General features: G+C 67.1%; 25 protein-coding genes. 15 read left to right on the forward strand and 10 right to left on the reverse strand.

Annotated elements, in window-relative coordinates; all coding sequences use genetic code 11:
* Positions 1–159: 159 nt before the first annotated feature.
* The 3 genes from G3N98_RS40330 to G3N98_RS10730 all read left to right on the forward strand — a co-directional run bounded on the left by G3N98_RS40330 (position 160) and on the right by G3N98_RS10730 (position 1,762).
* Complete coding sequence (locus G3N98_RS40330; RefSeq protein WP_089425913.1) at positions 160–402, forward strand: hypothetical protein; 243 nt, start codon at positions 160–162, stop codon at positions 400–402.
* A gap of 178 nt (positions 403–580) precedes the next feature.
* Positions 581–1,126 (forward strand): aspartyl-tRNA synthetase, encoded by a 546-nt coding sequence (locus G3N98_RS10725; protein WP_206148169.1) that lies wholly within the window; start codon positions 581–583, stop codon positions 1,124–1,126.
* Between the two features lie 162 nt (positions 1,127–1,288).
* Complete coding sequence (locus tag G3N98_RS10730) at positions 1,289–1,762, forward strand: VOC family protein (protein ID WP_089472710.1); 474 nt, start codon at positions 1,289–1,291, stop codon at positions 1,760–1,762.
* A gap of 74 nt (positions 1,763–1,836) precedes the next feature.
* Here G3N98_RS10730 and G3N98_RS10735 read toward each other — a convergent pair whose 3' ends face one another.
* Positions 1,837–2,808 carry a sensor domain-containing diguanylate cyclase gene (locus tag G3N98_RS10735; protein WP_089472711.1) on the reverse strand — a complete coding sequence of 324 codons (972 nt, stop codon included), beginning with the start codon at positions 2,806–2,808 and terminating at the stop codon, positions 1,837–1,839.
* A 264-nt stretch (positions 2,809–3,072) separates the two neighbouring features.
* Here G3N98_RS10735 and G3N98_RS39770 point away from each other — a divergent pair, with 264 nt between their 5' ends.
* Complete coding sequence (locus G3N98_RS39770; protein WP_089472712.1) at positions 3,073–3,291, forward strand: hypothetical protein; 219 nt, start codon at positions 3,073–3,075, stop codon at positions 3,289–3,291.
* 106 nt (positions 3,292–3,397) lie between these two features.
* On the opposite strand, the gene G3N98_RS10745 is transcribed toward G3N98_RS39770, so the two are convergent.
* Positions 3,398–4,021 carry a phospholipase D family protein gene (locus tag G3N98_RS10745; protein WP_034201824.1) on the reverse strand — a complete coding sequence of 208 codons (624 nt, stop codon included), beginning with the start codon at positions 4,019–4,021 and terminating at the stop codon, positions 3,398–3,400.
* Positions 4,022–4,361: 340 nt separating this feature from the next.
* Positions 4,362–4,850: a helix-turn-helix domain-containing protein gene (locus G3N98_RS10750; RefSeq protein ID WP_069247882.1), complete on the reverse strand. Its 489-nt coding sequence runs from the start codon at positions 4,848–4,850 to the stop codon at positions 4,362–4,364.
* 178 nt (positions 4,851–5,028) lie between these two features.
* On the opposite strand from G3N98_RS10750, the gene G3N98_RS10755 reads away from it, so the two are divergent.
* Both G3N98_RS10755 and G3N98_RS10760 read left to right on the forward strand, forming a co-directional pair.
* A complete protein-coding gene (locus G3N98_RS10755; RefSeq protein ID WP_039358790.1) occupies positions 5,029–5,466 on the forward strand; it encodes a PaaI family thioesterase in 438 nt (145 codons plus the stop codon).
* Positions 5,467–5,613: 147 nt separating this feature from the next.
* A complete protein-coding gene (locus tag G3N98_RS10760) occupies positions 5,614–6,666 on the forward strand; it encodes an NADP(H)-dependent aldo-keto reductase (RefSeq protein ID WP_124584208.1) in 1,053 nt (350 codons plus the stop codon).
* 87 nt (positions 6,667–6,753) lie between these two features.
* Here G3N98_RS10760 and G3N98_RS10765 read toward each other — a convergent pair whose 3' ends face one another.
* Both G3N98_RS10765 and G3N98_RS10770 read right to left on the reverse strand, forming a co-directional pair.
* Positions 6,754–8,040 (reverse strand): MFS transporter, encoded by a 1,287-nt coding sequence (locus G3N98_RS10765; protein WP_089472714.1) that lies wholly within the window; start codon positions 8,038–8,040, stop codon positions 6,754–6,756.
* Between the two features lie 34 nt (positions 8,041–8,074).
* A complete protein-coding gene (locus tag G3N98_RS10770) occupies positions 8,075–9,496 on the reverse strand; it encodes a M20 family metallopeptidase (protein ID WP_206148159.1) in 1,422 nt (473 codons plus the stop codon).
* A 166-nt stretch (positions 9,497–9,662) separates the two neighbouring features.
* Here G3N98_RS10770 and G3N98_RS10775 point away from each other — a divergent pair, with 166 nt between their 5' ends.
* The 4 genes from G3N98_RS10775 (at position 9,663) to G3N98_RS10790 (ending at position 13,387) form a co-directional block, all read left to right on the forward strand.
* The gene (locus G3N98_RS10775) at positions 9,663–10,616 is read left to right on the forward strand and encodes a LysR family transcriptional regulator (protein ID WP_089440016.1); all 954 of its coding nucleotides are present in this window, start codon (positions 9,663–9,665) and stop codon (positions 10,614–10,616) included.
* 64 nt (positions 10,617–10,680) lie between these two features.
* On the forward strand, positions 10,681–11,808 hold the full coding sequence (gene mnmH / locus G3N98_RS10780) for a tRNA 2-selenouridine(34) synthase MnmH (RefSeq protein ID WP_206148160.1): 1,128 nt from the start codon (positions 10,681–10,683) through the stop codon (positions 11,806–11,808).
* Positions 11,805–12,863 (forward strand): permease, encoded by a 1,059-nt coding sequence (locus tag G3N98_RS10785; protein ID WP_206148162.1) that lies wholly within the window; start codon positions 11,805–11,807, stop codon positions 12,861–12,863. The genes mnmH and G3N98_RS10785 overlap by 4 nt, the downstream gene beginning before the upstream one ends.
* 101 nt (positions 12,864–12,964) lie before the next feature.
* Positions 12,965–13,387, forward strand: a complete 423-nt coding sequence (locus G3N98_RS10790; RefSeq protein WP_034174145.1) for a hypothetical protein — start codon at positions 12,965–12,967, stop codon at positions 13,385–13,387.
* 36 nt (positions 13,388–13,423) lie between these two features.
* On the opposite strand, the gene G3N98_RS10795 is transcribed toward G3N98_RS10790, so the two are convergent.
* Both G3N98_RS10795 and nodI read right to left on the reverse strand, forming a co-directional pair.
* Positions 13,424–14,257, reverse strand: coding sequence for an ABC transporter permease (locus tag G3N98_RS10795; protein WP_089472719.1), 834 nt, complete (start codon positions 14,255–14,257; stop codon positions 13,424–13,426).
* A 6-nt stretch (positions 14,258–14,263) separates the two neighbouring features.
* Positions 14,264–15,178 carry a nodulation factor ABC transporter ATP-binding protein NodI gene (gene nodI, locus G3N98_RS10800; RefSeq protein WP_241025852.1) on the reverse strand — a complete coding sequence of 305 codons (915 nt, stop codon included), beginning with the start codon at positions 15,176–15,178 and terminating at the stop codon, positions 14,264–14,266.
* Between the two features lie 336 nt (positions 15,179–15,514).
* On the opposite strand from nodI, the gene G3N98_RS10805 reads away from it, so the two are divergent.
* Complete coding sequence (locus G3N98_RS10805; RefSeq protein WP_039358765.1) at positions 15,515–16,012, forward strand: universal stress protein; 498 nt, start codon at positions 15,515–15,517, stop codon at positions 16,010–16,012.
* Between the two features lie 97 nt (positions 16,013–16,109).
* Here the strand turns inward: G3N98_RS10805 and G3N98_RS10810 are convergent, their stop codons facing one another.
* The 3 genes from G3N98_RS10810 to lexA are packed head-to-tail and all read right to left on the reverse strand — an operon-like array spanning position 16,110 to position 17,850.
* A complete protein-coding gene (locus G3N98_RS10810; protein WP_206148170.1) occupies positions 16,110–16,811 on the reverse strand; it encodes a DUF2939 domain-containing protein in 702 nt (233 codons plus the stop codon).
* A 29-nt stretch (positions 16,812–16,840) separates the two neighbouring features.
* Entirely contained in the window at positions 16,841–17,176 is a 336-nt protein-coding gene (locus G3N98_RS10815; RefSeq protein WP_006476078.1) for a hypothetical protein, read from the reverse strand.
* A gap of 26 nt (positions 17,177–17,202) precedes the next feature.
* Entirely contained in the window at positions 17,203–17,850 is a 648-nt protein-coding gene (gene lexA / locus G3N98_RS10820; RefSeq protein WP_089425347.1) for a transcriptional repressor LexA, read from the reverse strand.
* Positions 17,851–18,114: 264 nt separating this feature from the next.
* Here lexA and G3N98_RS10825 point away from each other — a divergent pair, with 264 nt between their 5' ends.
* The 4 genes from G3N98_RS10825 (at position 18,115) to G3N98_RS10840 (ending at position 22,184) form a co-directional block, all read left to right on the forward strand.
* The gene (locus G3N98_RS10825; RefSeq protein ID WP_011351893.1) at positions 18,115–19,152 is read left to right on the forward strand and encodes a sulfate ABC transporter substrate-binding protein; all 1,038 of its coding nucleotides are present in this window, start codon (positions 18,115–18,117) and stop codon (positions 19,150–19,152) included.
* A gap of 122 nt (positions 19,153–19,274) precedes the next feature.
* Entirely contained in the window at positions 19,275–20,168 is an 894-nt protein-coding gene (cysT, locus tag G3N98_RS10830; protein ID WP_174969163.1) for a sulfate ABC transporter permease subunit CysT, read from the forward strand.
* A complete protein-coding gene (gene cysW, locus G3N98_RS10835; protein WP_175240343.1) occupies positions 20,165–21,109 on the forward strand; it encodes a sulfate ABC transporter permease subunit CysW in 945 nt (314 codons plus the stop codon). The genes cysT and cysW overlap by 4 nt, the downstream gene beginning before the upstream one ends.
* 13 nt (positions 21,110–21,122) lie before the next feature.
* The gene (locus G3N98_RS10840; RefSeq protein ID WP_089431032.1) at positions 21,123–22,184 is read left to right on the forward strand and encodes a sulfate ABC transporter ATP-binding protein; all 1,062 of its coding nucleotides are present in this window, start codon (positions 21,123–21,125) and stop codon (positions 22,182–22,184) included.
* Positions 22,185–22,217 lie beyond the last annotated feature (33 nt).

Raw genomic sequence — 22,217 nt, forward strand, 5'->3', positions numbered from 1 at the left:
GCACCTGGCCGAATGGCCGCTCGCGCGACGTCGATCGCGAGGAGTAGTATTGGATGACCGTCATGCTGCATTGGCGGTTGCGCCGAACGGTCTGACGGGCACGTGATTTTGAGCCAGCCCGTTTTACCGGAAGCGAACATCGCAAACGCGTACGAGATCATGTCGAGACCGCTCATCGCCCTGTTGGCATCCGCTCTTTGTCTGGCATTGTCGGCTTGCCAGGCCGCGCCCGAGCCGTCTCCGCTACCGTCGCCCGACACCGCGTCGGTTGCCGCGGCCGTGCCGGCATCGTCGCCGTCCGAGCCGATCCGTGGCGTCGGCCAGGCACCTCATCTGGCAGGGCAGAGCCACTGGGCCACTGGTCAATGCACGACCAACGGTACCGTCAAGGTGTGCAACTGAACATGACCGATGCCGACGGAGCGTGGCCCGTTCCGCGCGGACGAAGGCGCGTTGTCGTGGGTCGATGCTCACCTTCGTCGATCCCGACCATTTTCCGGCGACAGACAGCCTGTCTCGGCGCTTCGATCGGGTGTCCGGCCCCGATGAGCCGGTTGTCGTCGATATGGGCGATTGCGCGATGAACGACGAAAGCGAAACCACCGGTTCGTCCGGCTGGCATGTCGATCCCGACGCGGAAACTGTCGTCGGCCGGTTGCCGATGACGCTGGCGGTTGACGGCCGGAGCCTGAAAGGAAGGGCGATCGCGTGCGCGGTGCTGGCCGTGGCGAGCCTGTGCGGTTACGCGGCCGCGCCGGCGCTTTGGCCGGTGGCGGCACTGGCCGTGTTGCTGGCGCTGGCGGGGGCCGCCTTCTTCGTGTCGTCGCGACGCAGGATGGCGCTGCAGGTCGACGAGACGGGCTTCAGGCTGATCGGGGCTTTGCGCGAGCAACCCGTCACGCGATGGCGTGACGTCACCGAATTCCGGATCATCAGCGTTGCCGGAAATCGCTACATCGGCTACCAGTTCTCGGCGCTTTCATCGCGCAACAAGGTACCGGGTGGCGTGATGCTGCCGATCGCCCGGTTTGCCGATCTGCCGCTCGATGCGGTGGCCGGATTGCTGGAGGCATGCCGCCGGCAGTTCGGCGTGCCGGGCAACGAGGTCGACCTGACGGGCCGATGACGCCCGATGCGGGGAACCCGCGTGCGCCGATCCCCGGGAAAACAAAAAAATGTCCGCCGCCGTGTCGATTTCCGCCGGGTTCGTCCGTCGTAGCATCGGAGGCGTGCGCATCGCGCGTCCGTCCCGATTCCGATACGACAACCGCCCGAAGGAGCGACACCCATGTCCACGTCCGTCAAACCGATCCCGGAAGGGATGCGCACGCTGACGCCGCACCTGATCTGCGCCGGCGCAATCGCAGCCATCGATTTCTACAAGCGCGCGTTCAATGCGAGCGAACAGTTTCGCCTGGCGATGCCCGACGGCCGGCTCGCGCACGCGTGCCTCGTGATTGGCGATTCGACACTGATGCTGGTGGATGAAATGCCCGAGCACGGCGCGCTCGGGCCGAAGGCACTGAAAGGCACGTCGGTGTGCCTGCACCTGTACGTGCCGGACACCGACGCGGCGATCGCGAAGGCGGTCGCGGCCGGCGCGACGGTCACGATTCCGGCTGCCGACATGTTCTGGGGCGATCGCTACGGACAGGTCGAGGATCCGTTCGGCCATCGCTGGTCGCTCGCGACGCATCAGCGCGACCTGACGCCCGAGCAGATCGCGGAGGCCATGGCCAGCGCGCCGCCGTGCGGAAGCTGACGCAACCACGCAGCCGCAGTTGAGCGGCGGGGCGGCCGGGTGGTGGCAGGCGCCTGCGCCCGGTCCGCCCGCGCTTACGTGCCGGCCGTCTTGCCGCGCTGCTTGTCCTCGTACATCCGTTGATCGGCCGATGCGAGCAGGTCGGCCACGTCGCGATGGTGTGCGGGATCGTAGTCGACGTGGCCGACACTGAACCGGATGTCATAGCCGCGTGCGTCGGCCGCGTTGCGCAGCGCGAGCGCCTGCGTCACGCGTTCGACCGGCTCGGCAACGTCGGCCGGATCGGTGGCGCTCAGCAGCACGACGAACTCGTCGCCGCCAAGCCGTGCGACCACGTCGCTGTCGCGCAGCGCGCCCGTCAGCGTGTCGGCGAAGGCCTTGAGCGCGTGGTCGCCTTCGGCGTGGCCGAAGCGGTCGTTGATCGACTTGAAATCGTTCAGGTCGAAGAACAGCAGCACCGCGTGACGGTCGAGGCGATCGCACAGGCTCAGCACGTGGCGGGCGAGAATCTCGAAGCCGCGCCGGTTGGTCAGTTGCGTGAGCTCGTCGGTGGTCGCGAAATGCAGCGCGGCGATCTCGCGCTCGGTCATGTGGGCGAGATCGCCGAGCAGCGCGAGTTCGTCGGGTTCGAGCGAGCGCGGCCGCGTGTCGATCAGGCACAGCGTGCCGATGGGTGCGCCGTTCGGCGCAGTGAGCGGTCGACCGGCGTAAAAGCGGATGCCGGGCGCGCCGGTGACGAGCGGATTGTCGTGGAAGCGATTGTCGTTCAGCGCATCCTGGATCACCATCGTATTGCCCTCGAGCAGCGCATGGGCGCAGAACGACACGTCGCGCGACGTTTGTGTGACGTCGAGCCCGGCATGGCTCTTGAACCACTGCCGATCGGCGTCGACGAGGCTGACGAGTGCGATCGGTACATCGAACAGCCTGCGTGCGAGACGCGTCAGGCGATCGAAGCGCTCTTCGGGTGGCGTGTCGAGGATCGAGAGCGAATGAAGCGTATCGAGCCGGGCCGCCTCGTCGGCCGGTTTCGGTGCGATTTGCATGGGCCTTGCCTTTTGTCCCGGCTGCGACGCCGGTTACGGGATCGTATGTCGGACAGTATCGCGCATTGTTCGGCGCATCGCCACGTTGCGAATCCGCCGGCCGGTGGTTTCGGCCCGGCGCGAATCGATGCAGATCGGGTGCGAAGCAGGCGCCATGGGCCCGCGTTTCGCCCCGATGCTCAATCGGAGGCGCGATACCTCAAGGTGCCCGGCGCAGTGCCGTAAACAGGACGAGTCCATTCGTTCATCGCTTCCCATCGCACCATGGTTCGATTCCTGTACGCGGGCTATCTCGCGTTTGCGCTGTATCTTCTTTATCCGATGGTCCAGAACACGCTGGCATTCGGCGTCGTTTGCGTGAGCAGCGCGCTGCCCGGCGGTTTGCCGACGTCTTCGGCAAGCGGCGCGAGCGGACACGCGAATCGCTGTGCGCCGACGACGCAGGCCGGTGCGGCGACCGCGCGGACGCCCGACATCCATTGAGTGCGGCGGCGCGCTGGCCATTCGGCTGAATTGAGCTTCGCGCCGCGCTCGCCGATCATCAGCAACACGGCGGATCGAACACGGGGCAAGCGCCGCGCGGCCTGCGTCAATAGCTGGAGCGGTACGGCGTGCCCTGGTCGAAGCGGCTTTGCCAGTGCGTGAGATAGCGCGACGCGAGTTGCGGGTTGTTCCACACCACGACGACGTTCTCGGAATTGCGGCTGGCCGCCGATGCGCTGTAGTTGAACGAGCCCGTTTCGACGTGCTCTGCGTCGATCACGAGGTACTTGTCGTGATGGATCGCATAGGCGTCGATCGTGCGCGTCGGGATACCTGCGTTGACGAGCAGGTTCAGCGCCTGCTTGCTGCTTTTTGCGCGATTGCCCTTGTCGTCGACGACCACCGCGACATTCACGCCGCGTCGCTTGGCCGCGAGCAGTGCGCGCGTGACAGGCGGCGACGTGAACGAATAGGCGGCGACGCGGATCGAGCTGCGCGCGGCGCCGATTGCTTTCAGCACGAGCGCTTCGGCACCGCCGTCGGGCGAAAACGCCGATTCGACGACCTGTGTCGCGGGTGCTTCGTGAGTAGGGGCCGGCAGCCAACGCGACACGAGGTCGATCGCCTGCTGAAGCAGCGATTCACTTTGCGTCTTGCCGAAGGCGGCGAACGGAGTGGCGAGCAGGGAGGCGGCGAGACAGGCAGCGGCGAGGCGATTGCGCGACAACATCTTGGACAGCGAACAATTTCGAGACAGCGGGCCGTGAGTGTAACGCAGACGTGGCGGCCCGGTCACGCGTGGATGAGACGGGATGACGCATCGCGATGACCGCGATGGCAGAGGCGGTGACGCAAAGTTGCGTTGTGCGGGATCCGAGTGCGTGATCGGGTTGGTCCGCGGATGGGGACGATAGCAGCGCGCGATTGCGCGTGCGATGGTGGTGGAATGGCAGCGTATAAGCCATGCGCGAGTGCAGCCGGGCGGGTTCGATGCGGCCCGTGACAGCAGCGCGAGTGCGACTAACGATCTGCGTGCGTTACGCGTTCATTCATGGATGCACGACGCTGCGTCAATCCTCGGCCGCGGGAGCCCCGGCCGCCTCGGCTGCAATCCAACCGGGGCCACGCTCCGGCTGCACGTCGCGTGCGTCGAGCGGTTCGCCGCACGCGGAGCATACGGTGACCGCATGCATCAGATGGCCGCACGTGCGGTGACGCAACTGCACCGGCGGCCCCTGGCCGTCGTCTTTCCAGCGGTCGCCCCACGCCGTCAGCGCGAGCAGGGTCGGGTAGAGGTCGAGGCCCTTGTCCGTCAGCCGGTATTCGAACCGCGGCGGCCGCTCCTGGTACGCGCGCTTGACCAGCACGCCTTCGTCGACGAGTCGCGCGAGCCGTTCGGCCAGCACATGGCGCGTGAGGCCAAGCTGGGCCTGGAACGCGTCGAAGCGGCGGCAGCCGAGGAACGCGTTGCGGAGGATCAGCATGGTCCAGCGGTCGCCGAGCACGGCGAGCGTACGCGCGACCGAACAGTTCAGCGTGCCGATGTCATCCCATTTCATCGTCGAGTCTCTTGCGTCCTTTGCGGCGGTTCGGCGAAATAGCGGGTTCGATTATAGAACCCGTCTTCGGTTGCAACGGGCCCGGCCACGTTGACAACGGGCGCCGTCGTTGCCAATAATGAGTTCCAATTTAGAACTTACTCGCGCGGCGACGCGCTTTCAACCCGGAGACAACCCGATGAACCCGCTTTCCCTGTCTGGTCTCGATCTGTTGCGCGCGGCGGTATCGGGCGATGCGCCGCTCGCGTCGATTTCCGAGACGATCCCGATGCGTCCGCTCGACGTCGAACTCGGTTATGTGAAGTTTTCGGCGCGAGCGGACGGCCGGCACCTGAATCCGCTCGGTGGCGTGCACGGCGGGTTCGCCGCGACGGTGCTCGATTCGGTCACCGGGTGCGCGGTGCATTCGATGCTGGATGCGGGCGTCGGCTACGGCACGGTCGACCTGCATGTGAAGATGCTGCGGCCCGTGCCGCGCGACGTCGATCTGGTCGCGGAAGGGCGCGTGATTCACCTGTCGCGCTCGCTGGGCGTCGCGGAGGGCACGCTGAAGACTGCGGACGACAAGATCGTTGCGCATGCGTCGGCAACCTGTTTCATCCAGCGGCCGCAGTGACGGCGGGCGGGAGCGCCATCGTCCGGGCCGGCGCGTGAACCTCGTTGCCGGCGCCGAAGGCCGCCTGTAAGCGTGGGCGGCGCCTGTCTGAAGCAGTCGCTTCAATGTGATAGCGTTCCTGCTTTCCACCGACGCGACAGGAACAGCATGGAATACCGCACACTTGGCGATTCGGGCATCGAGGTCAGCCTGATCGGCCTGGGCACGATGACGTGGGGCGAGCAGAATTCGGAGCGCGACGCGCATGAGCAGATCGACTACGCGATCGGGCAGGGCGTCACGCTGATCGATGCCGCAGAGATGTATCCGGTGCCGCCGAAACCCGATACGCAGGGGCGCACCGAGGCGTACATCGGCACCTGGCTCGCGCAGCATCGCGCGCAGCGCGAGCGCATCGTGCTCGCGACGAAAATCGCGGGGCCGGCGCGGCAGCCGCACAATCCGCGCCATATTCGCGGCGAAGGCAACCAGTTCGACCGCAAGAACCTGACCGAAGCGCTCGACGGCAGCCTCAAGCGCCTGCAGACCGACTACGTCGATCTCTACCAGCTGCACTGGCCCGATCGCAGCACGACGACGTTCGGCCGTCCCGCCTATCCGTGGGTCGACGACGCCTATACGGTGCCGATCGAGGAAACCCTCGGCGTTCTCGCGGAATTCGTGAAGGCCGGCAAGGTGCGTGCGATCGGCGTGTCGAATGAAACGCCGTGGGGCGTCGCGCAGTTCCTGCGCGCGGCCGAGAAGCTCGGGCTGCCGCGCATCGCGAGCATCCAGAATCCGTACAGCCTGCTGAACCGCACGTTCGAAAACGGGCTGTCGGAATTCACGCATCGCGACGGCGTCGGCCTGCTCGCGTATTCGCCGCTCGCGTTCGGCTGGCTGTCCGGCAAGTACGAGAACGGTGCGCGTCCGGCCGGCGCCCGCATCACGTTGTTCGAACGCTTCCAGCGCTACAGCAAGCCACAGGCCGTCGAGGCGACGTCGCGCTATGTCGCGCTCGCGCGGCGTCACGGGCTGTCGCCCGCGCAGCTCGCGCTGGCGTTCGTCAACAGCCGGCCGTTCACGCGCAGCAACCTGATCGGGGCGACGTCGCTCGAGCAGTTGAAGGAGAACATCGGCAGCGTCGACGTGAAGCTGTCCGACGAGATCCTCGCCGAGATCGACGCGCTGCACGAACTGCAGCCGAACCCGGCGCCTTGACCGGAAGCCGGTGGCGCCCGGCCCGCGCGGCAGCGATGCCGCGGCGGGCCGCACCGGCGGCGCATCGCTACGCCGTCGGTTCTTCCGTTATCGCATCTTGAGCCGCGTGCGCGCGACGAACAGCGCGGCGAGGCTCAGCAGCGCGCACCCCATCAGATAGAGCGCCGGCGACAGCCGGTTCCCGGTCGCGCTGATCAGCCAGGTGATGACGAACGGCGCGAAGCCGCCGAACAGCGTGACACCCGTGTTGTAGCTGACCGCGAGCCCCGTTGCGCGGGTCTGCGACGGGAACAGCTCGGCCATCAGCGCCGGCAGCGCGCCGCAGTACATCGCCTTCAGCGCACCGATCCAGACCAGGGCGGCGAGCATCGTCGCGAACGACGCGTGACGCGTAAGCCACGCGAACGTCGGGTACACGGTGACGAGCATCAGGACCGCCGCGACCGCCATCATGCGGATCCGACCGGTGCGATCGGACAGGTGGCCGACGACCGGCGTGACGAGCGTGAGCACGAAGCCGGTCGCGAGCGTGGCAGCGAAGCCCGTCGAGGCGGGCAGGCCGAGCTGCTTGATCGCGTAAGTCGGCATGTACAGGATCATGTAGTTGATCGCGGTCGAGATCACGAGCGCGCCGATCGACAGCAGCACCCGCACCTTTTGTTCCGCGAACAGCTCGCGCACGGGCGCTTCCGAACGTGCCTGCGTCTTGAACTCGACGCCCTCGTCGACGTAGCGGCGGATATACAGCCCGACCGGGCCGATCGCGAGCCCGAACAGGAACGGCACGCGCCAGCCCCAGCTTTCGAGTTGCGCGGTCGTCAGCGTGGCGGTCAGCAACGCGCCGAAGCCCGATGCGAGCAGCGTCGCGAGGCCCTGGCTCGCGAACTGCCAGCTCGACATGAAACCGCGCCGCTGCGGTGCGTGCTCGACGAGGAACGCGGTCGAGCTCGCGAATTCGCCGCCCGCGGAAAAGCCTTGCATCAGCCGCGACAGCATGATCCCGAGCGGCGCGAGCAGGCCGATCGACGCGTAGGTCGGCATCAGCGCGATCAGCAGCGTGCCGGCCATCATCATCGCGATCGACAGCAGCAGCGACGCCTTGCGGCCCGCGCGATCCGCGTACGCGCCGAGCACGAAGCCGCCGATCGGCCGGATCAGGTAGGACAGCCCGAACGTGCCGAGCGTCAGCATCAGCGACGTTGCTTCGCTGGTGGCGGGGAAGAACAGCTTGGCGATCGTCACCGCGAAGAAGCCGTAGACGATCAGGTCGAACCATTCGAGGGCGTTGCCGATCGACGCCGCGAAGATGATGCGCCGGATCTTCGCGGCGCTGGGGCGGGCGGCTTCCTGCGAGGTCAGGGTGGTCGTATTCATCGTGTGTGCAGGTCCCGTGAAAGGGCGAAGCGCGTTACAGGGCGGCGCCGGCCTCGGCGGGCGCCGTGCGGCGAGCGGTCGGCGCGTCGTCGCCGAGATCCCAGAAGAGGCCGGCCATTATCTGCAGCCCCTCGCTGACGACGCTCGCGAGCAGGTGCTCGTCCGGTGCGTGCTGCGAGCACGCCGGGTACGAGTGCGGCACCCACAGCGTCGGCAGCCCGAGCGTGTCGGCGAACACTTCGTTCGGCAGCGTGCCGCCGAGATTCGGCAGGATCGCGGGCTTCTTGCCGGTGGTCCGCGCCAGCGACGCGACGGCCCAGCGCACCCACGGATCGTCGGGCGGCACGCGCGTCGCCGGTGCGCCGCGTTCGACGTCGATCTCGATGTCGGCGAAGCCGTGTGCATCGAGGTGCGTGCGCAGATGCGCGTGCAGCGCCTCCCAGTCGGTGCCGACGACGAAGCGCAACTGGCAGTGCGCGTACGCGGCGGGCGGGATCGCGTTGACGGGGTGCTCGGGGTTGCCGGCCTTGAACGCGAGGATCTCGAACGTGTTCCAGCCGAACACGCGCTCGGGCGCGGTGAGGCCGGGCTCGCCCCAGTCGGCGTCGAGCGCCGGATCGCCGGGGCCGCCGCCGACGGAGAGGTCGGCGAGCGCATCGCGCACGGCCGCCGGAATCGGCGGCGGACGCAGCCCCGCGACGCGAATCGCACCGCGCGCGTCGACGAGGCTCGCGAGCGCATGCGCGAGCACGATCGCCGGATTGCGCAGCAGCCCACCCCAGTTGCCGGAGTGATGCGCGCCGTCACGGGCGCGCAGGCTCAGCTTGAAATTGACCGAGCCGCGCGAGCCGAGGAACACCGTCGGGCGCGCGGCGGCGATGCGCGGGCCGTCGGAGGCGATCAGCACGTCGGCCGCGAGCGCGTCGCGCTCCTGGCGGCACAGTGCGTCGAGCCCCGGCGAACCCGTTTCCTCGCCCATCTCGATCAGCAGCTTTGCGTTGAAGCCGAGCCGGCCGCCGCGCGCGTCGAGCACGCTCGCCAGCGCGGCCAGGTTGATGGTGTGCTGGCCCTTGTTGTCGGCGCTGCCGCGGCCGTACCAGCGGTCGCCGTCGGCCGTCAGCGTCCACGGCGACAGCGGCGCGCGCCACTGCGCGTCGTAGCCGCGCACGACGTCGCCGTGGCCGTAGATCAGCACGGTCGGCAGCGCGTCGTCTTCGTGGCGCGAGGCGAGCAGGAACGGGCCGCCGCCGTCGACGGGATTGTCGACGATCCGCGACGTGAAGCCGAGGCGCGCGGCTTCGGGGGCGATCTCGTCGGTCAGGTAGGCGCGCAGCGCGGCTTCATTGCCGCTTTCCTGGCTTTCGGTGCGCAGGCCGACGCGGCGGCTCAGGGTCGTGAAGAACGCACCGGATTCGAACTGGTCCAGCGCGTGCTGGATGGCGGCGGTACGGCTCAAGTCGGGTCTCCTCTGACGGGTTCGCCGCACGCGCCGGATCGGGCATGCAGCGTGAAGTGCGATCGATTCTAGGAAGTCGTTTTTTTTGTCACAATGATCGAATTTCGAACCTTTCTTTGCCGAAAAGGCAAAGCGGCAAGCCCGGCAGACGGGCGGAGACAGAGCGATGGCGGCTTTCCTGCATGGCCTGGCGTTGCGGTATTTCGTCGAGGTGGCGCGCACCGGCTCGATCAGCGACGCGTCCGCGCGGCTGCACGTGGCCGTATCGGCGATCAGCCGCCAGATCGCGAAACTGGAGAGCGAGCTCGGCGCACCGCTGTTCGAGCGCCGGCCGCGCGGAATGGCGCTGTCGGAGGCCGGCGAGCGGCTGCTGGCGTTCGCGCAGCGCAGCCTGCTGGAGGCCGAGCACGTGATGAAGGACATCGGCGGGCTCGACGCGCTGCACGGCAGCCTGCTGAAGATCGCGTGCTCGGAAGGGTTCGCGATCGACTTCCTGCCCGGCACGCTGGCCAGCTTCAAGGCGCGCCATCCGGGTGTCGATTTCTCCGTATGGGTGGTGTCGCCGGCGGACGCGACGCGGCGTGTGCGCGACGGCGATGTGGACATCGCGTTGAGCTTCAGCCTCGCGCCGGAGAAGGGCGTGCGCGTCGACCACTCCGAGCGCGCGCCGATCTTCGCGCTCGTGCGGCACGACCACCCGCTCGCGACGCGGGAAGCCGTGTCGCTCGCCGATGTCGCGCGTCACCCGCACGTGCTGCCCGAGGCCGGCACGACGGTGCGCCAGCTGATCGACATCGCGTGCGCGCTCGACGGGCTGCTGCTCGAGCCGGAACTGACGAGCAACAACACGGCGGCGATGTACGGTTACGCGCGCCGTACGGGCGCGGTGATGTTCACGGGGCTGCTGTCGGTGCGTGACCGCTGCGCCGCGGACGGCTTCGTCGTCGTGCCCGTGACGAACCCGCAGTTGCGCGAGCGCAGCATCCAGGTGCAGACGATGGCGGGGCGCGATCTGCCCGCGTCGGTTCGCGCATTCCGCGACCATCTGATCGACGCGATGCAGGCCGCGTCGGCGCCGCCGACTGCCGCGCGCGGCCCGAGAGGCCGGCCCGTGAGATAATCGTCAATCCGCCTTCCGTGCCCATGCGGCTCATCGAGCCGCATCGCCCCCGTTCGACGCCAAATTGAAGAACCTGATTGTCACCCTCGATCGCGCCGGCGAGTTCGACGAGATCATCGACGTGCGCACGCCGCTCGAGTTCGCCGAGGACCATATTCCCGGCGCGCTGAACGCGCCCGTGCTCAGCAACGAGGAGCGCGTGCTCGTCGGTACGATGTACCGCCAGGTGTCGCCGTACGAGGCGACCCGGGTCGGCGCGGCGATGGTCGCGCGCAACATCGCGCGCCATCTCGACACGACGTTCGCCGACCGTCCGCGCAACTGGCGGCCGCTGATCTATTGCTGGCGCGGCGGCAAGCGCTCGGGCTCGATGACGACCTGGTTCAACCTGATCGGCTGGAAGGCGCGCCAGCTCGACGGCGGCTACAAGTCGTACCGCCAGTCGGTGTGCGCGACGCTCGACTCGCTGCCGACGCGCTTTCGCTACATCGCGCTCGTCGGCCATACGGGCTGCGGCAAGACGCGTCTGCTGAACGCACTGCGCGACGTGGGCGCGCAGACGCTGGATCTCGAGGCGCTTGCGTGCCATCGCGGTTCGTTGCTCGGCGCGCTGCCGGGCAAGCCGCAGCCGGCGCAGAAGGGGTTCGATTCGGGGCTCGTCGAAACACTCGGACGTTTCGACCCCGAATGGCCGGTGTTCGTCGAGTCGGAAAGCCGCAGGATCGGGCTCGTGCAGTTGCCGATCGCGTTGATCGAAGCGTTTCACGCAGGGCCGTGGGTGCATGTCGACGCGGCGCATGACGAGCGCATCGCATTTCTCCTCGACGATTACGCCCACCTGTTCGACGAACCGGATGCGTTCAAGGCGCAGCTCAATCGGCTGATCGGCCTGCACAGCCGCGAGCAGGTGACGCACTGGAAGGCGCTGATCGATGCGGACGCGCGGGCCGAACTGTTCACCGAACTGATCGACAAGCATTACGATCCGGCCTACGCACGGACCTACCGCGCGGCATACAACAAGCCGAACCGGGTGCTGACGTTCACGTTCCGGCCCAACGCCGCCGATGGGCGCGAGCAGGCGCGTGCGCTGCTGGCCCAGCTCGCACAGGCCGGGCTACCCGCATCGGCCGCGTTTGCTGCAGGCGCGACATTCGAAACTGACCAAAACCAATCGACCACCACACGATGACGACCACACGCACCCAACCCAATCCGGCCCTCGGCTGGATGACCTTCCTGCTGATCGCGGTCGCGGGACTGTTCTATGTGAAATGGTTTCCGTACTACAACAAGGCGTTCGTGGCCGCCGAGCACCATTCGATCGGCCAGTCGATCCTGATGGGCACGTCGGCGACCGCGCCCGAGCCGTCGCTGAAGGCCGCGCTCGACTACGCGTGGGCGTACGGCAAGGCGATCTGGCAGGCGATGGTGCTGGGCCTGCTGCTCGGTTCGGCCGTGCAGGCGCTGCTGCCCGCGCACTGGGTCGCGCGCGTGCTCGGCCGCACCGGCTTCGGCAGCGTCGCCGCGGGCGGCCTGCTGTCGCTGCCCGGCATGATGTGCACGTGCTGTGCGGCGCCGGTCGTCGCGGGGCTGCGTGCGCGCCATGCATCGCCGGGCGGCGCGGTCGCGTTCTGGCTCGGCAACACGGTGCTGAACCCGGCGGCGCTGGTGTTCATGGGCTTCGTGCTCGGCTGGCACTGGAGTGCGCTGCGCCTCGTGCTCGGCATCGCGATGGTGTTCGGGATCGGCTATTTGCTGAACCGTATCGCACGCCCTGAAGACCGCAGCATCGACGATGTGCAGCTCGCCGCGCTGGCGGCCGAGCAGGCCGCGGCCGGCAATCCGTTCGTTCGCTGGATGAAGCTGCTTGCGCGCATGGCCGTGCGGCTCGTGCCCGAATACATCGTGCTCGTGCTGCTGCTCGGCGCCGCGCGCGCGTGGCTGTTCCCGCATATCGGCCCGGACATCGGCAATCATCTCGGCTGGATCATTGCATTCGCGGTTGCGGGCATGCTGTTCGTGATCCCGACGGCCGGCGAGGTGCCGATCATCCAGGCGATGCTGTCGCTCGGCATGGGCGTCGGCCCGGCCGCCGCGCTGCTGATGACGCTGCCGCCGATCAGCGTGCCGTCGCTCGCGATGCTCGCGCGTTCGTTCAAGCCGTACATGCTGGCCATCGTCGCGACGCTCGTCGTCGTGTTCGGGATCGCGAGCGGCCTGCTCGCGGTCGCGCTCGGGTTCTGACGCGCGCAGGCGGCGCGCCAGCAGGGCGCAATCGTGGTATTCATCCGGCGCCGCCGTTTCACGCGTGCGGCGCCATTTACAAGAAGCAAACAGGAAAACGCATGACCCAACCGAAGATCCATCCTCGACTCGAAAAGGCGCTGACGCGCGGCGATCTCGCGATCCGCCAGGCCAATTCCGCGCGGGCGACTGCCGTGCTGAACGCACTCGGCACGATGATCATCGAGGCCTCCGCAACGATCGGCGTCGAGGCCAGCATCGACATTCCGCAGGGCGACCGCATTTACGATCCGGTCAACGGCCTGTGGCCGCAGAAAATGCTGGTGTCGTTCGACGGCCCGGTGGACGAAGCCGACAAGGAAGAGCTGCGCACGGTGTATCTGGTGGCCGACGATCCGGGCACGCAGTTCCGCGTCGAATGGCATCGCGCGGACGGCAAGCTCGGCCGCCAGGAAGGCGGCCCGCTCGCGACCGTCGCGTTCCTGACCGACGTCGAAATCCCGTGGAGCGACGACGACGAGTAAGGTCGTCGCAGGAAGCCGGCGCCCGTGCGCCGGCCGTCAGCGCATCATCCGCCGCCGGAACAGCCACGCGGACAGCAGGAATCCGCCGACCGCGTAACCGGCGAGCACCGCGACATGCAGTGCGACGTCGGTTGCCGGCCGGCCGAGCATCGCGGGCCGGATCAGCTCGACGGCATTCGCGAGCGGCAGCGCCTGCGCCGCGTGCTGTGCGATCGGCGGCAACTGCGTGATCGGGAAGAACACACCCGACAGCAGCAGCATCGGCGTCAGCACGAGCGTCTGATAAAACATGAAGAAATCGTAGGACGGCGCGAGCGCCGTGACGATCATCGCGATGCTGGCAAACGCGAGGCCTGCGAGCGCGATCACGGGCAGCGCCGCGAGCATCGACGGAAACTGCGCATAGCCGAGCGCCCCCGCGACGAGCATGATCGCGGCCCCCGACAGCATCGCCTTGCTGGCTCCCCAAACGATCTCGCCGAGCACGATGTCGCCGAGCGCGAGCGGCGTATGCATGATCGCTTCCCACGTGCGCTGCACGTGCATGCGCGAGAACCCCGAATACATCGACTCGAAGCTCGCGGACATCATCACGCTCGACCCGACCGTGCCGGCCGCGAGGAACGCGATATACGACACGCCGTCGACATGGCCGAGCATCAGCCCGAGCCCGAACCCCAGCCCGAACAGATAGATCATCGGATCGGCAAGATTGCCGAACATCGACGCGAGCGCGAGCTTGCGCCAGACGAGATAGTTGCGCCGCCAGACGGCGATCCAGTTGGTCGCGTTCGCGGGCATCGCGATCGCGAAGCGCGACACGCGCGGCGGTGCCGACGGTGCGGCGGTCGAATAGTTGCGGACATCCATGATCGATCAGTCCTGCATTTCGCGGCCCGTGAGCCGCAGGAACACATCTTCAAGATTGGCCGGGCGATGCAGATAGCGCAAGCCCGTGCGACCCTTGAGTCGCGCGCTCAGCGGTTCCGGATCGCTCACGTAGCAGAACAGCGTCTCGCCGCTGATCTCGGTGTGCTTCGCGAACGCCGACAACTCGTCACGCAGCGTGGCCGGATCGGGCCCGTAGATCTCGATCACGTCGCAGCCGATCTCCGATTCGATCAGCGCGTGCGGCGCGCCTTCGGCGATCTTGCGGCCTTCCTCGATCACGCACAGGCGGTCGCACAGGCGCTCGGCTTCTTCCATGAAGTGCGTGGTGATCAGGATCGTCTTGCCGCGCGCGAGCAGCGAGCGCAGCCGCTCCCACATGAGGTGACGCGCCTGCGGGTCGAGGCCCGTCGTCGGCTCGTCGAGCACCAGCACGTCGGGATCGTTGACGAGCGCGCGGGCGAGCGTCAGGCGGCGCTTCATGCCGCCCGACAGCTCGCCGACCTTCGCATCGGCCTTGTTCTCGAGCTTCGCGAATTCGAGCAGCGGCTTCACAAGGGCATGCGCGGCCTGCGCCGACATGCCGAAGTAGCGGCTGAAGACGAGCAGGTTCTCGCGCACGGTGAAGTCGGGGTCGAGATTGTCGAACTGCGGGACGACCCCGACGCGCTGGCGCGCATGCCGCGCACGCGATGGAACCGGTTCGCCGCAGAGCGAAATGGTGCCTGCATCGGGATGCGTGAGGCCGAGCAGCATTTTCAGCGTGGTGGTCTTGCCGGCGCCGTTCGGCCCGAGCAGGCCGTAGCATTCGCCGGCCTGGACGGTGAAGGACAGGCCGTTGACGACGAGCTTGTCGCCATAGTGCTTCTCGACGTTCCGGAATTCGATCGGTGCAACGGACATGGGCATGTTGTCGTTGTAGGCGGCGCGGAAGCGTTCCGCTGCCGGATGCGTGGCCGGTTTACGAACCGATCGGACGATTGCGTGTCACACGGGCATGACCGAAGCGCACGACGCCGGCGCCTGATGGCCCGCTGGAGTACGAACGGGCCATTCTAGTGCATCGGCTGCGTCTCTTCAGGGCATGCCTGCACGGTGCGATGCATGGTCGCACCGATCGTGCACTGCATCATCGCGCACGAGCCGAGCGGGGCGAATCAGCGTTTTCCATCCCTTGCGTCCTGAATTGCGGCGCACCATGATGAATGCGTAGGCTCGGTGTTGTGACAGGGAGGTTTCATGGCTAGCTACAACAAGATTTTGCTGTGTTACGACGGCACGCTCGAAGGACGCAAGGCACTGCGTTGCGGCGCCAATCTCGCGATGGACCTGAAGGCCGAGACGCATTTGCTGTCGGTGGTCGACATGCGCTCGAGCATTGCACAGAGCGCGGGTCTGCTGACCGACGTCGCGTGCGGTCGGTTCGAGGAAACCGCGCGTGAAATCCTGCAGGAAGGGGTGAACTGGCTGCGCGAGCGCGGCGTGCAGGCCGAAGGCCATTTCGCGTTCGGCTATCCGATCGACGAAATCGCGAATCTCGCGACGGAGCTGAAGGCCGACCTCGTCGTCGTCGGCCATCGGTGCCGTAGCGGGTTGTCCAGATGGTGGATGGGGTCGGGCAACACGCAACTGCTCGATCGCGTGAACTGCAGCATTCTGGTTGCGTGTTCGTCGGCGCAGGAGCAGAAGGAAGAAATCGCGCGGGAGCGTGAAGCGGCCACGGCGAACGGCAAATGATCCAATGATTCGATGACTGCCTGACCGGCGAATCGCGCCGGTCGGGCGTCGTGCCGCGTCCGTGGGGCGGGCGCTGACCGCGGCCACTCAAGACCGCTCAAGCGTGCAGGTCGATCGCGGACAACTTCCACGAGAACAGGCCGAAGCGGTGGAATATCGCCGCATAGCGCGTGCCATCGGCACTGCGCTGGTAGGTCACGACGAATTCATCGATATTCCGGTAACCGGCGCTGGTTTGCTGCTGGTGCGGCACATGCGTTGTATCGACCGGGCTGGCCGGTGCGGCAGCGGCGGATGGCGGCGATGACGCAGCGGTAGCGGCCGTGTTGCTACCCGGAGCGGCTGCGCTTGCCGGAGGAGTCGGATTGGCCGCCGGCGTATTGCTGCCTGGCGGCAGATTCGACCATTCCGGTGGACGCTCACCTGGATTGCCACGCGGTGGCAATCCGCTCATCAGCGCGGCTACGCCTTCCGGAGTCGCGTACGCATCGACCAGCGGGCCGATCAGTGCCGACCCGATCAGCGCGCCGATCACCGCGAACGGATTGTTCTTCTTCACCGCGTCGATCCGGCGCATCAATTCTTCCGTGACCTGCTGCTTCAGGCTGATGCGCAGCGACGGGAAATCGACATATTCACTGATGGCCTGCGCATCGCGCGCATCGATCGCCGTTTTCAGGCGACCGAGCGCGACGTACGGCGACGCGTAGGCATAGCCGATCGCCGCAACGATGGCGACGGCCATCACGACGATCAGCACGGGTTTGAGCCGCCATGCGCGGCCCGAAGATCCGGTCACGTTGCCTCCGGTGCGGGGATGCTCCGCAATCAGAGACCGCCTGGCGTGGCCGATCGTTCCTCTGCAATGCAGCGATCGATCATCCGGCACACGGCATCGATCGTGCCGACCATGATCAGGCGCGAACGGCCGTGATAGACGCGCACCGGTGCACGGCGCGCGGGTTCGGCGTGATTCAGGCCGGCGTTCAGCGATACCCGCGCGAAAGCGGGGAGCGCCGACGGCAGCAGGGACGCCTGCCGTTCGACTGCGACTTCTTCTTGCACAGGCGCGGCCGCGGACAGCGGTGCGCAGGGCGTGCGGCCGCGCAGGTGACGCAGGCGGCCGAATTGACGGAAAGGCAGCAGACGGGCAAGGCGTTCCATGATGTTCTCCTCAGCGAGACGGAATGTCAGAGTTCGCCCGAGCGAATCAGCCCGACGGCGATGCCTTCCAGCGCGAATTCCGCGCTGCCGGCCTTGACGAAGATGTTTTCGTAATCGGGGTTCTCCGCGATCAGCTCGAGACCGCCAGGCCGGCGCATCAGGCGCTTGACCGTGACGTCGTCGCCGAGACGCGCGACGATGATCTGGCCGTCCTTTGCTTCCGTGCGCTTCTGCACGGCGAGGAGGTCGCCGTCGAGGATGCCGGCGTCGCGCATCGACAGGCCGCGCACCTTCAGCAGGTAGTCGGGCTTGCTGGAGAATAGCGCGGGATCGCACGCGTAATGCTGCGAGATGTGCTCCTGCGCAAGGATCGGGCTACCGGCCGCGACGCGGCCGACGAGCGGCAGCGACAACTGCATCAGGGCGGCATGCGGCAGCGTGAACTGATGCGGGGCATCGTCGATGCCGAGCAGGCGGATGCCGCGCGACGCGCCGGCGGCCAGCTCGATCACACCCTTGCGCGCGAGTGCGCGCAGGTGCTCCTCGGCCGCATTCGGCGAGCTGAAGCCCAGTTCGGCCGCGATCTCGGCACGGGTGGGGGGGAATCCGGAGCGCTCGATCGCGCGACGGATCAAGTCGAACACTTGCTGCTGACGGGCGGTGAGTTTGGTCATGGCTCAACTGTATGGATAGACAGTGAGCTGTATTTTTATACAGTAGTCCGCGAATTTCAAGTGTTACGTGAGGTTCGACGCGATCGCGCCGGTTCCGACGCGATTTCACGACGCCCGGACGCCGGTTCATCTGCCACAACCGTCCATCCCGTCTGCGTTAGCACTTTTGAGTATTAAAAAATAAGGAACGATTATTTTTAATCATGTAACCCGTTCGTTAGACTGGCCCGACATCGCAATACCGACAACACTGGAGAACCAAGGATGGGCAAGCGCAATACGGGGCTGGTGGGCGGAGTGGGCCGCCTGATCGCAACACTCGCGCTGGGCGCGGCGGCGGCGCTGGGCGTCGCGACGCACGCACAGGCCGATACGACCTTCCTGAACGTGTCGTACGACCCGACGCGCGAGCTGTATCAGGACTTCAACCAGGCGTTCGGCAAGGAGTGGAAGGCGAAGACGGGCGAGACCGTCAACTTCAAGCAGTCGCACGGCGGTTCGGGCGCGCAGGCGCGCTCGGTGCTCGACGGCCTGCAGGCCGATGTCGTCACGCTGGCGCTCGCATACGACATCGATGCGCTCGCGAACAAGGGGCTCGTCAACAAGGACTGGCAGAAGCGCCTGCCCGACAACGCGTCGCCGTACACGTCGACGATCGTGTTCCTGGTGCGCAAGGGCAATCCGAAGGGGATCAAGGACTGGGACGACCTGACCAAGCCGGGCATCTCGATCGTCACGCCGAATCCGAAGACGTCGGGCGGCGCGCGCTGGAACTACCTGGCCGCATGGGCGTATGCGGTGCACAAGCCGGGCGGCAACGAGCAGACGGCGAAGGAATTCGTCACGAAGCTCTACAAGAACGCAGGCGTGCTCGATTCGGGCGCGCGCGGCGCGACCACGAGCTTCGTGCAGCGCGGGATCGGCGACGTGCTGATCGCATGGGAAAACGAGGCATTCCTGTCGGTCAAGGAGTTCGGCACCGACAAGTTCGAGATCGTCGTGCCGTCGGTGAGCATCCTGGCCGAGCCGCCCGTCGCGGTGGTGGACAAGGTGGTCGACAAGAAGGGCACGCGCAAGCTGGCCGATGCGTACCTGAACTTCCTGTACAGCCCGCAGGGCCAGGAGATCGCGGCGCGCAACTACTACCGGCCGCGTTCGAAGAACGTGCCGGCGGAGCTGACGAAGCAGTTCCCGAAGCTGAAGCTGTACACGGTCGACGATACCTTCGGCGGCTGGACGAATGCGCAGAAGACGCATTTTGCGGACGGCGGCGTGTTCGATTCGATCTACAAGCCGCAGTAACGCCATAACGACAGCGGCGCGCCACGATAGCGCGCCGCATCCCCGACGGGCCGCCGGCGCGATTCACTGCGCCGGCGTTTGCGTCGGACCCGTGAGCAGCATCGACCCAGCAAGAGCATCCGATGACGACGTACACCTTTCGCAAGCCGAGCGCGCTGCCCGGTTTCGGCGTGACGCTAGGCATCACGGTGGCCTATTTGAGCCTCGTGGTGCTGATACCGCTCGCCGCCACGTTCCTGAAGACCGCGACGCTGTCGTGGGACCAGTTCGTCACCGCCGTCGCGTCGCCGCGCGTGCTCGCGTCGTACCGGCTGACGTTCTCCGCGGCGCTCGGCGGCGCGCTGATCAACGCCGTGTTCGGTTTCCTCGTCGCGTGGGTGCTCGTGCGCTACACGTTCCCGTTCAAGCGGCTCGTCGATGCGATCGTCGACCTGCCGTTTGCACTGCCGACGTCGGTCGCCGGCATTTCGCTCGCGGCCGTTTACGCGACCAACGGCTGGGTCGGCCAGTATCTCGCGCCGCTCGGCATCAAGATCGCGTTCACGCCGGCCGGCGTGCTGGTCGCGCTGACCTTCATCGGGCTGCCGTTCGTCGTGCGCACGGTGCAGCCGGTGCTCGAGGATTTCGAGCGCGAGCAGGAGGAGGCCGCCGCGTGCCTCGGCGCGTCGCGCTGGCTGACGTTCCGCCGTGTCGTGCTGCCGGCCGTGCTGCCGGCGCTCCTCACCGGTTTCGCACTCGCGTTCGCGCGCGCGCTCGGCGAATACGGCTCGGTGATCTTCATCGCCGGCAACGTGCCGATGAAATCCGAGATCACGTCGCTGCTCATCATCACCAAGCTCGAGCAGTACGACTACGCGGGTGCGACCGCGCTCGCGGTCGTGATGCTGGTCGTGTCGTTCCTGATGCTGCTGCTGATCAACACGCTGCAGTGGTATCTGCAGCGCCGCACGAGCAAGGGCGCGAGCGGTCCCGCGCCCGCCACCGTCACCGCCGTCGCAGCAGGAGGCCAGCAATGAGCCAGGAGGCCACCGTCGTGCTGAAAACCCCGTCGCCGGCCGCGCGTGCCACGAAGCGGCTCGACCCCGTCAGCGAGTCGCGCGTCGTGCGCTGGCTGCTCACGGGCATCGCGCTGGCGTTCCTCGCGTTTTTCCTCGTCGTGCCGCTCGCCGCGGTGTTCGTCGAGGCGCTGCGCAAGGGCGTCGGCTTCTATTTCGAATCGCTGGCCGATCCCGATGCGTGGTCGGCGATCAAGCTGACACTGACCGTCGCCGTGATCGCGGTGCCGTTGAACCTCGTGTTCGGCGTGTGTGCATCGTGGGCGATCGCGAAGTTCGAATTCCGCGGCAAGGCGCTGCTGACGACGCTGATCGACCTGCCGTTCTCGGTGTCGCCGGTGATCTCGGGCCTCGTGTACGTGCTGCTGTTCGGCGCGCAGGGCTGGCTCGGGCCGTGGCTGCAGGCGCACGATGTACAGATCATCTTCGCGGTGCCGGGCATCGTGCTCGCGACGATCTTCGTCACGTTCCCGTTCGTCGCGCGCGAGCTGATTCCGCTGATGCAGGCGCAAGGCACCGACGAGGAAGAAGCCGCGCGCGTGCTCGGCGCGTCGGGCTGGCAGATCTTCCGCCGCGTGACGCTGCCGAACGTGAGGTGGGGCCTGCTGTACGGCGTGATCCTGTGCAATGCGCGCGCGATGGGCGAGTTCGGCGCGGTGTCGGTCGTGTCCGGCCACATCCGCGGCGTGACCGACACGATGCCGCTGCACGTCGAGATCCTGTACAACGAATACAACTTCGCGGCGGCGTTCGCGGTGGCGTCGGTGCTGGCGCTGCTCGCGCTCGTCACGCTCGCGCTGAAGCTGCTCGCCGAGCGTCATCTGGCGGCCGAACTGGCCGACGCGCACGACGCCGTTCCCGCACATGCCGGCCCCGTCGGCGCCGTTTCGTCGAAATCGTAAAGAGGCAACCAGAATGGGTATCACCGTCCGTAACCTTCAGAAGCGCTTCGGCGATTTCACGGCGCTCGACAACGTATCGCTCGATTTCCCGCCGGGCGAGCTGGTCGCGCTGCTCGGGCCGTCCGGCTGCGGCAAGACCACGCTGCTGCGCGTGATCGCGGGCCTCGAGCACGCGGATGCCGGCCAGGTCGTGCTGCAGGGGCTCGACGTGGCATCGGTCGGCGCACGCGACCGCCAGGTCGGTTTCGTGTTCCAGCACTACGCACTGTTCCGCCACATGACCGTGTTCGAGAACGTTGCATTCGGGCTGCGCGTGAAGCCGCGCCGCGAGCGGCCGTCGGAAGCCGCGATCCGCGAGAAGGTGCACGAACTGCTGAAGCTCGTGCAGCTCGACTGGCTCGCGCAGCGCTATCCGTCCGAGCTGTCGGGCGGCCAGCGCCAGCGTATCGCGCTGGCCCGCGCGCTCGCGGTCGAGCCGAAGGTGCTGCTGCTCGACGAGCCGTTCGGCGCGCTCGACGCGAAGGTCCGCAAGGAGCTGCGCGGCTGGCTGCGTCGTCTGCACGACGACCTGCACATCTCGACGATCTTCGTCACGCACGACCAGGAGGAGGCGCTGGAAGTCGCGGACCGCATCGTCGTGCTGAACCGCGGCCACGTCGAGCAGGTCGGCAGCCCGCAGGACGTCTACGATCATCCGCAGAGCGCATTCGTCTACGAATTCCTCGGCGCCGCGAACCGGCTGCCGGGCACGGTCGCCGGGCGTGGCTTCGTCGCCGAGGGGGCGGCCGCGCCGATCGAGGTCGACGCCGATTTCGCCGGCCCCGCGAACGCCTATGTGCGCCCGCACGACCTGCAGTTGTGGCCGGTCGGCGAAGCCGGGCACCGCGACGGCATCGCGGTGGACGTGCGTCGCGTGATTCCGCTCGGCGGCTCGGTGCGTGTGGAGCTCGAGGCGCGCGCGGGCGGTGCGCTCGAGGCGGAACTCGATCGCGATGCATGGCGGGCGCTGTCGCTGCAGGTCGGCGACGGTGCGACGGCGGTGCCGCGCGCGGTGCGTGTGTTTCCCGCGCGTTGACGAGAACATGCAGGGCAGGGGGCGGGATACGCT

It is taken from the genome of Burkholderia sp. Tr-20390 (assembly GCF_017104595.1).
Lineage (GTDB): Bacteria > Pseudomonadota > Gammaproteobacteria > Burkholderiales > Burkholderiaceae > Burkholderia.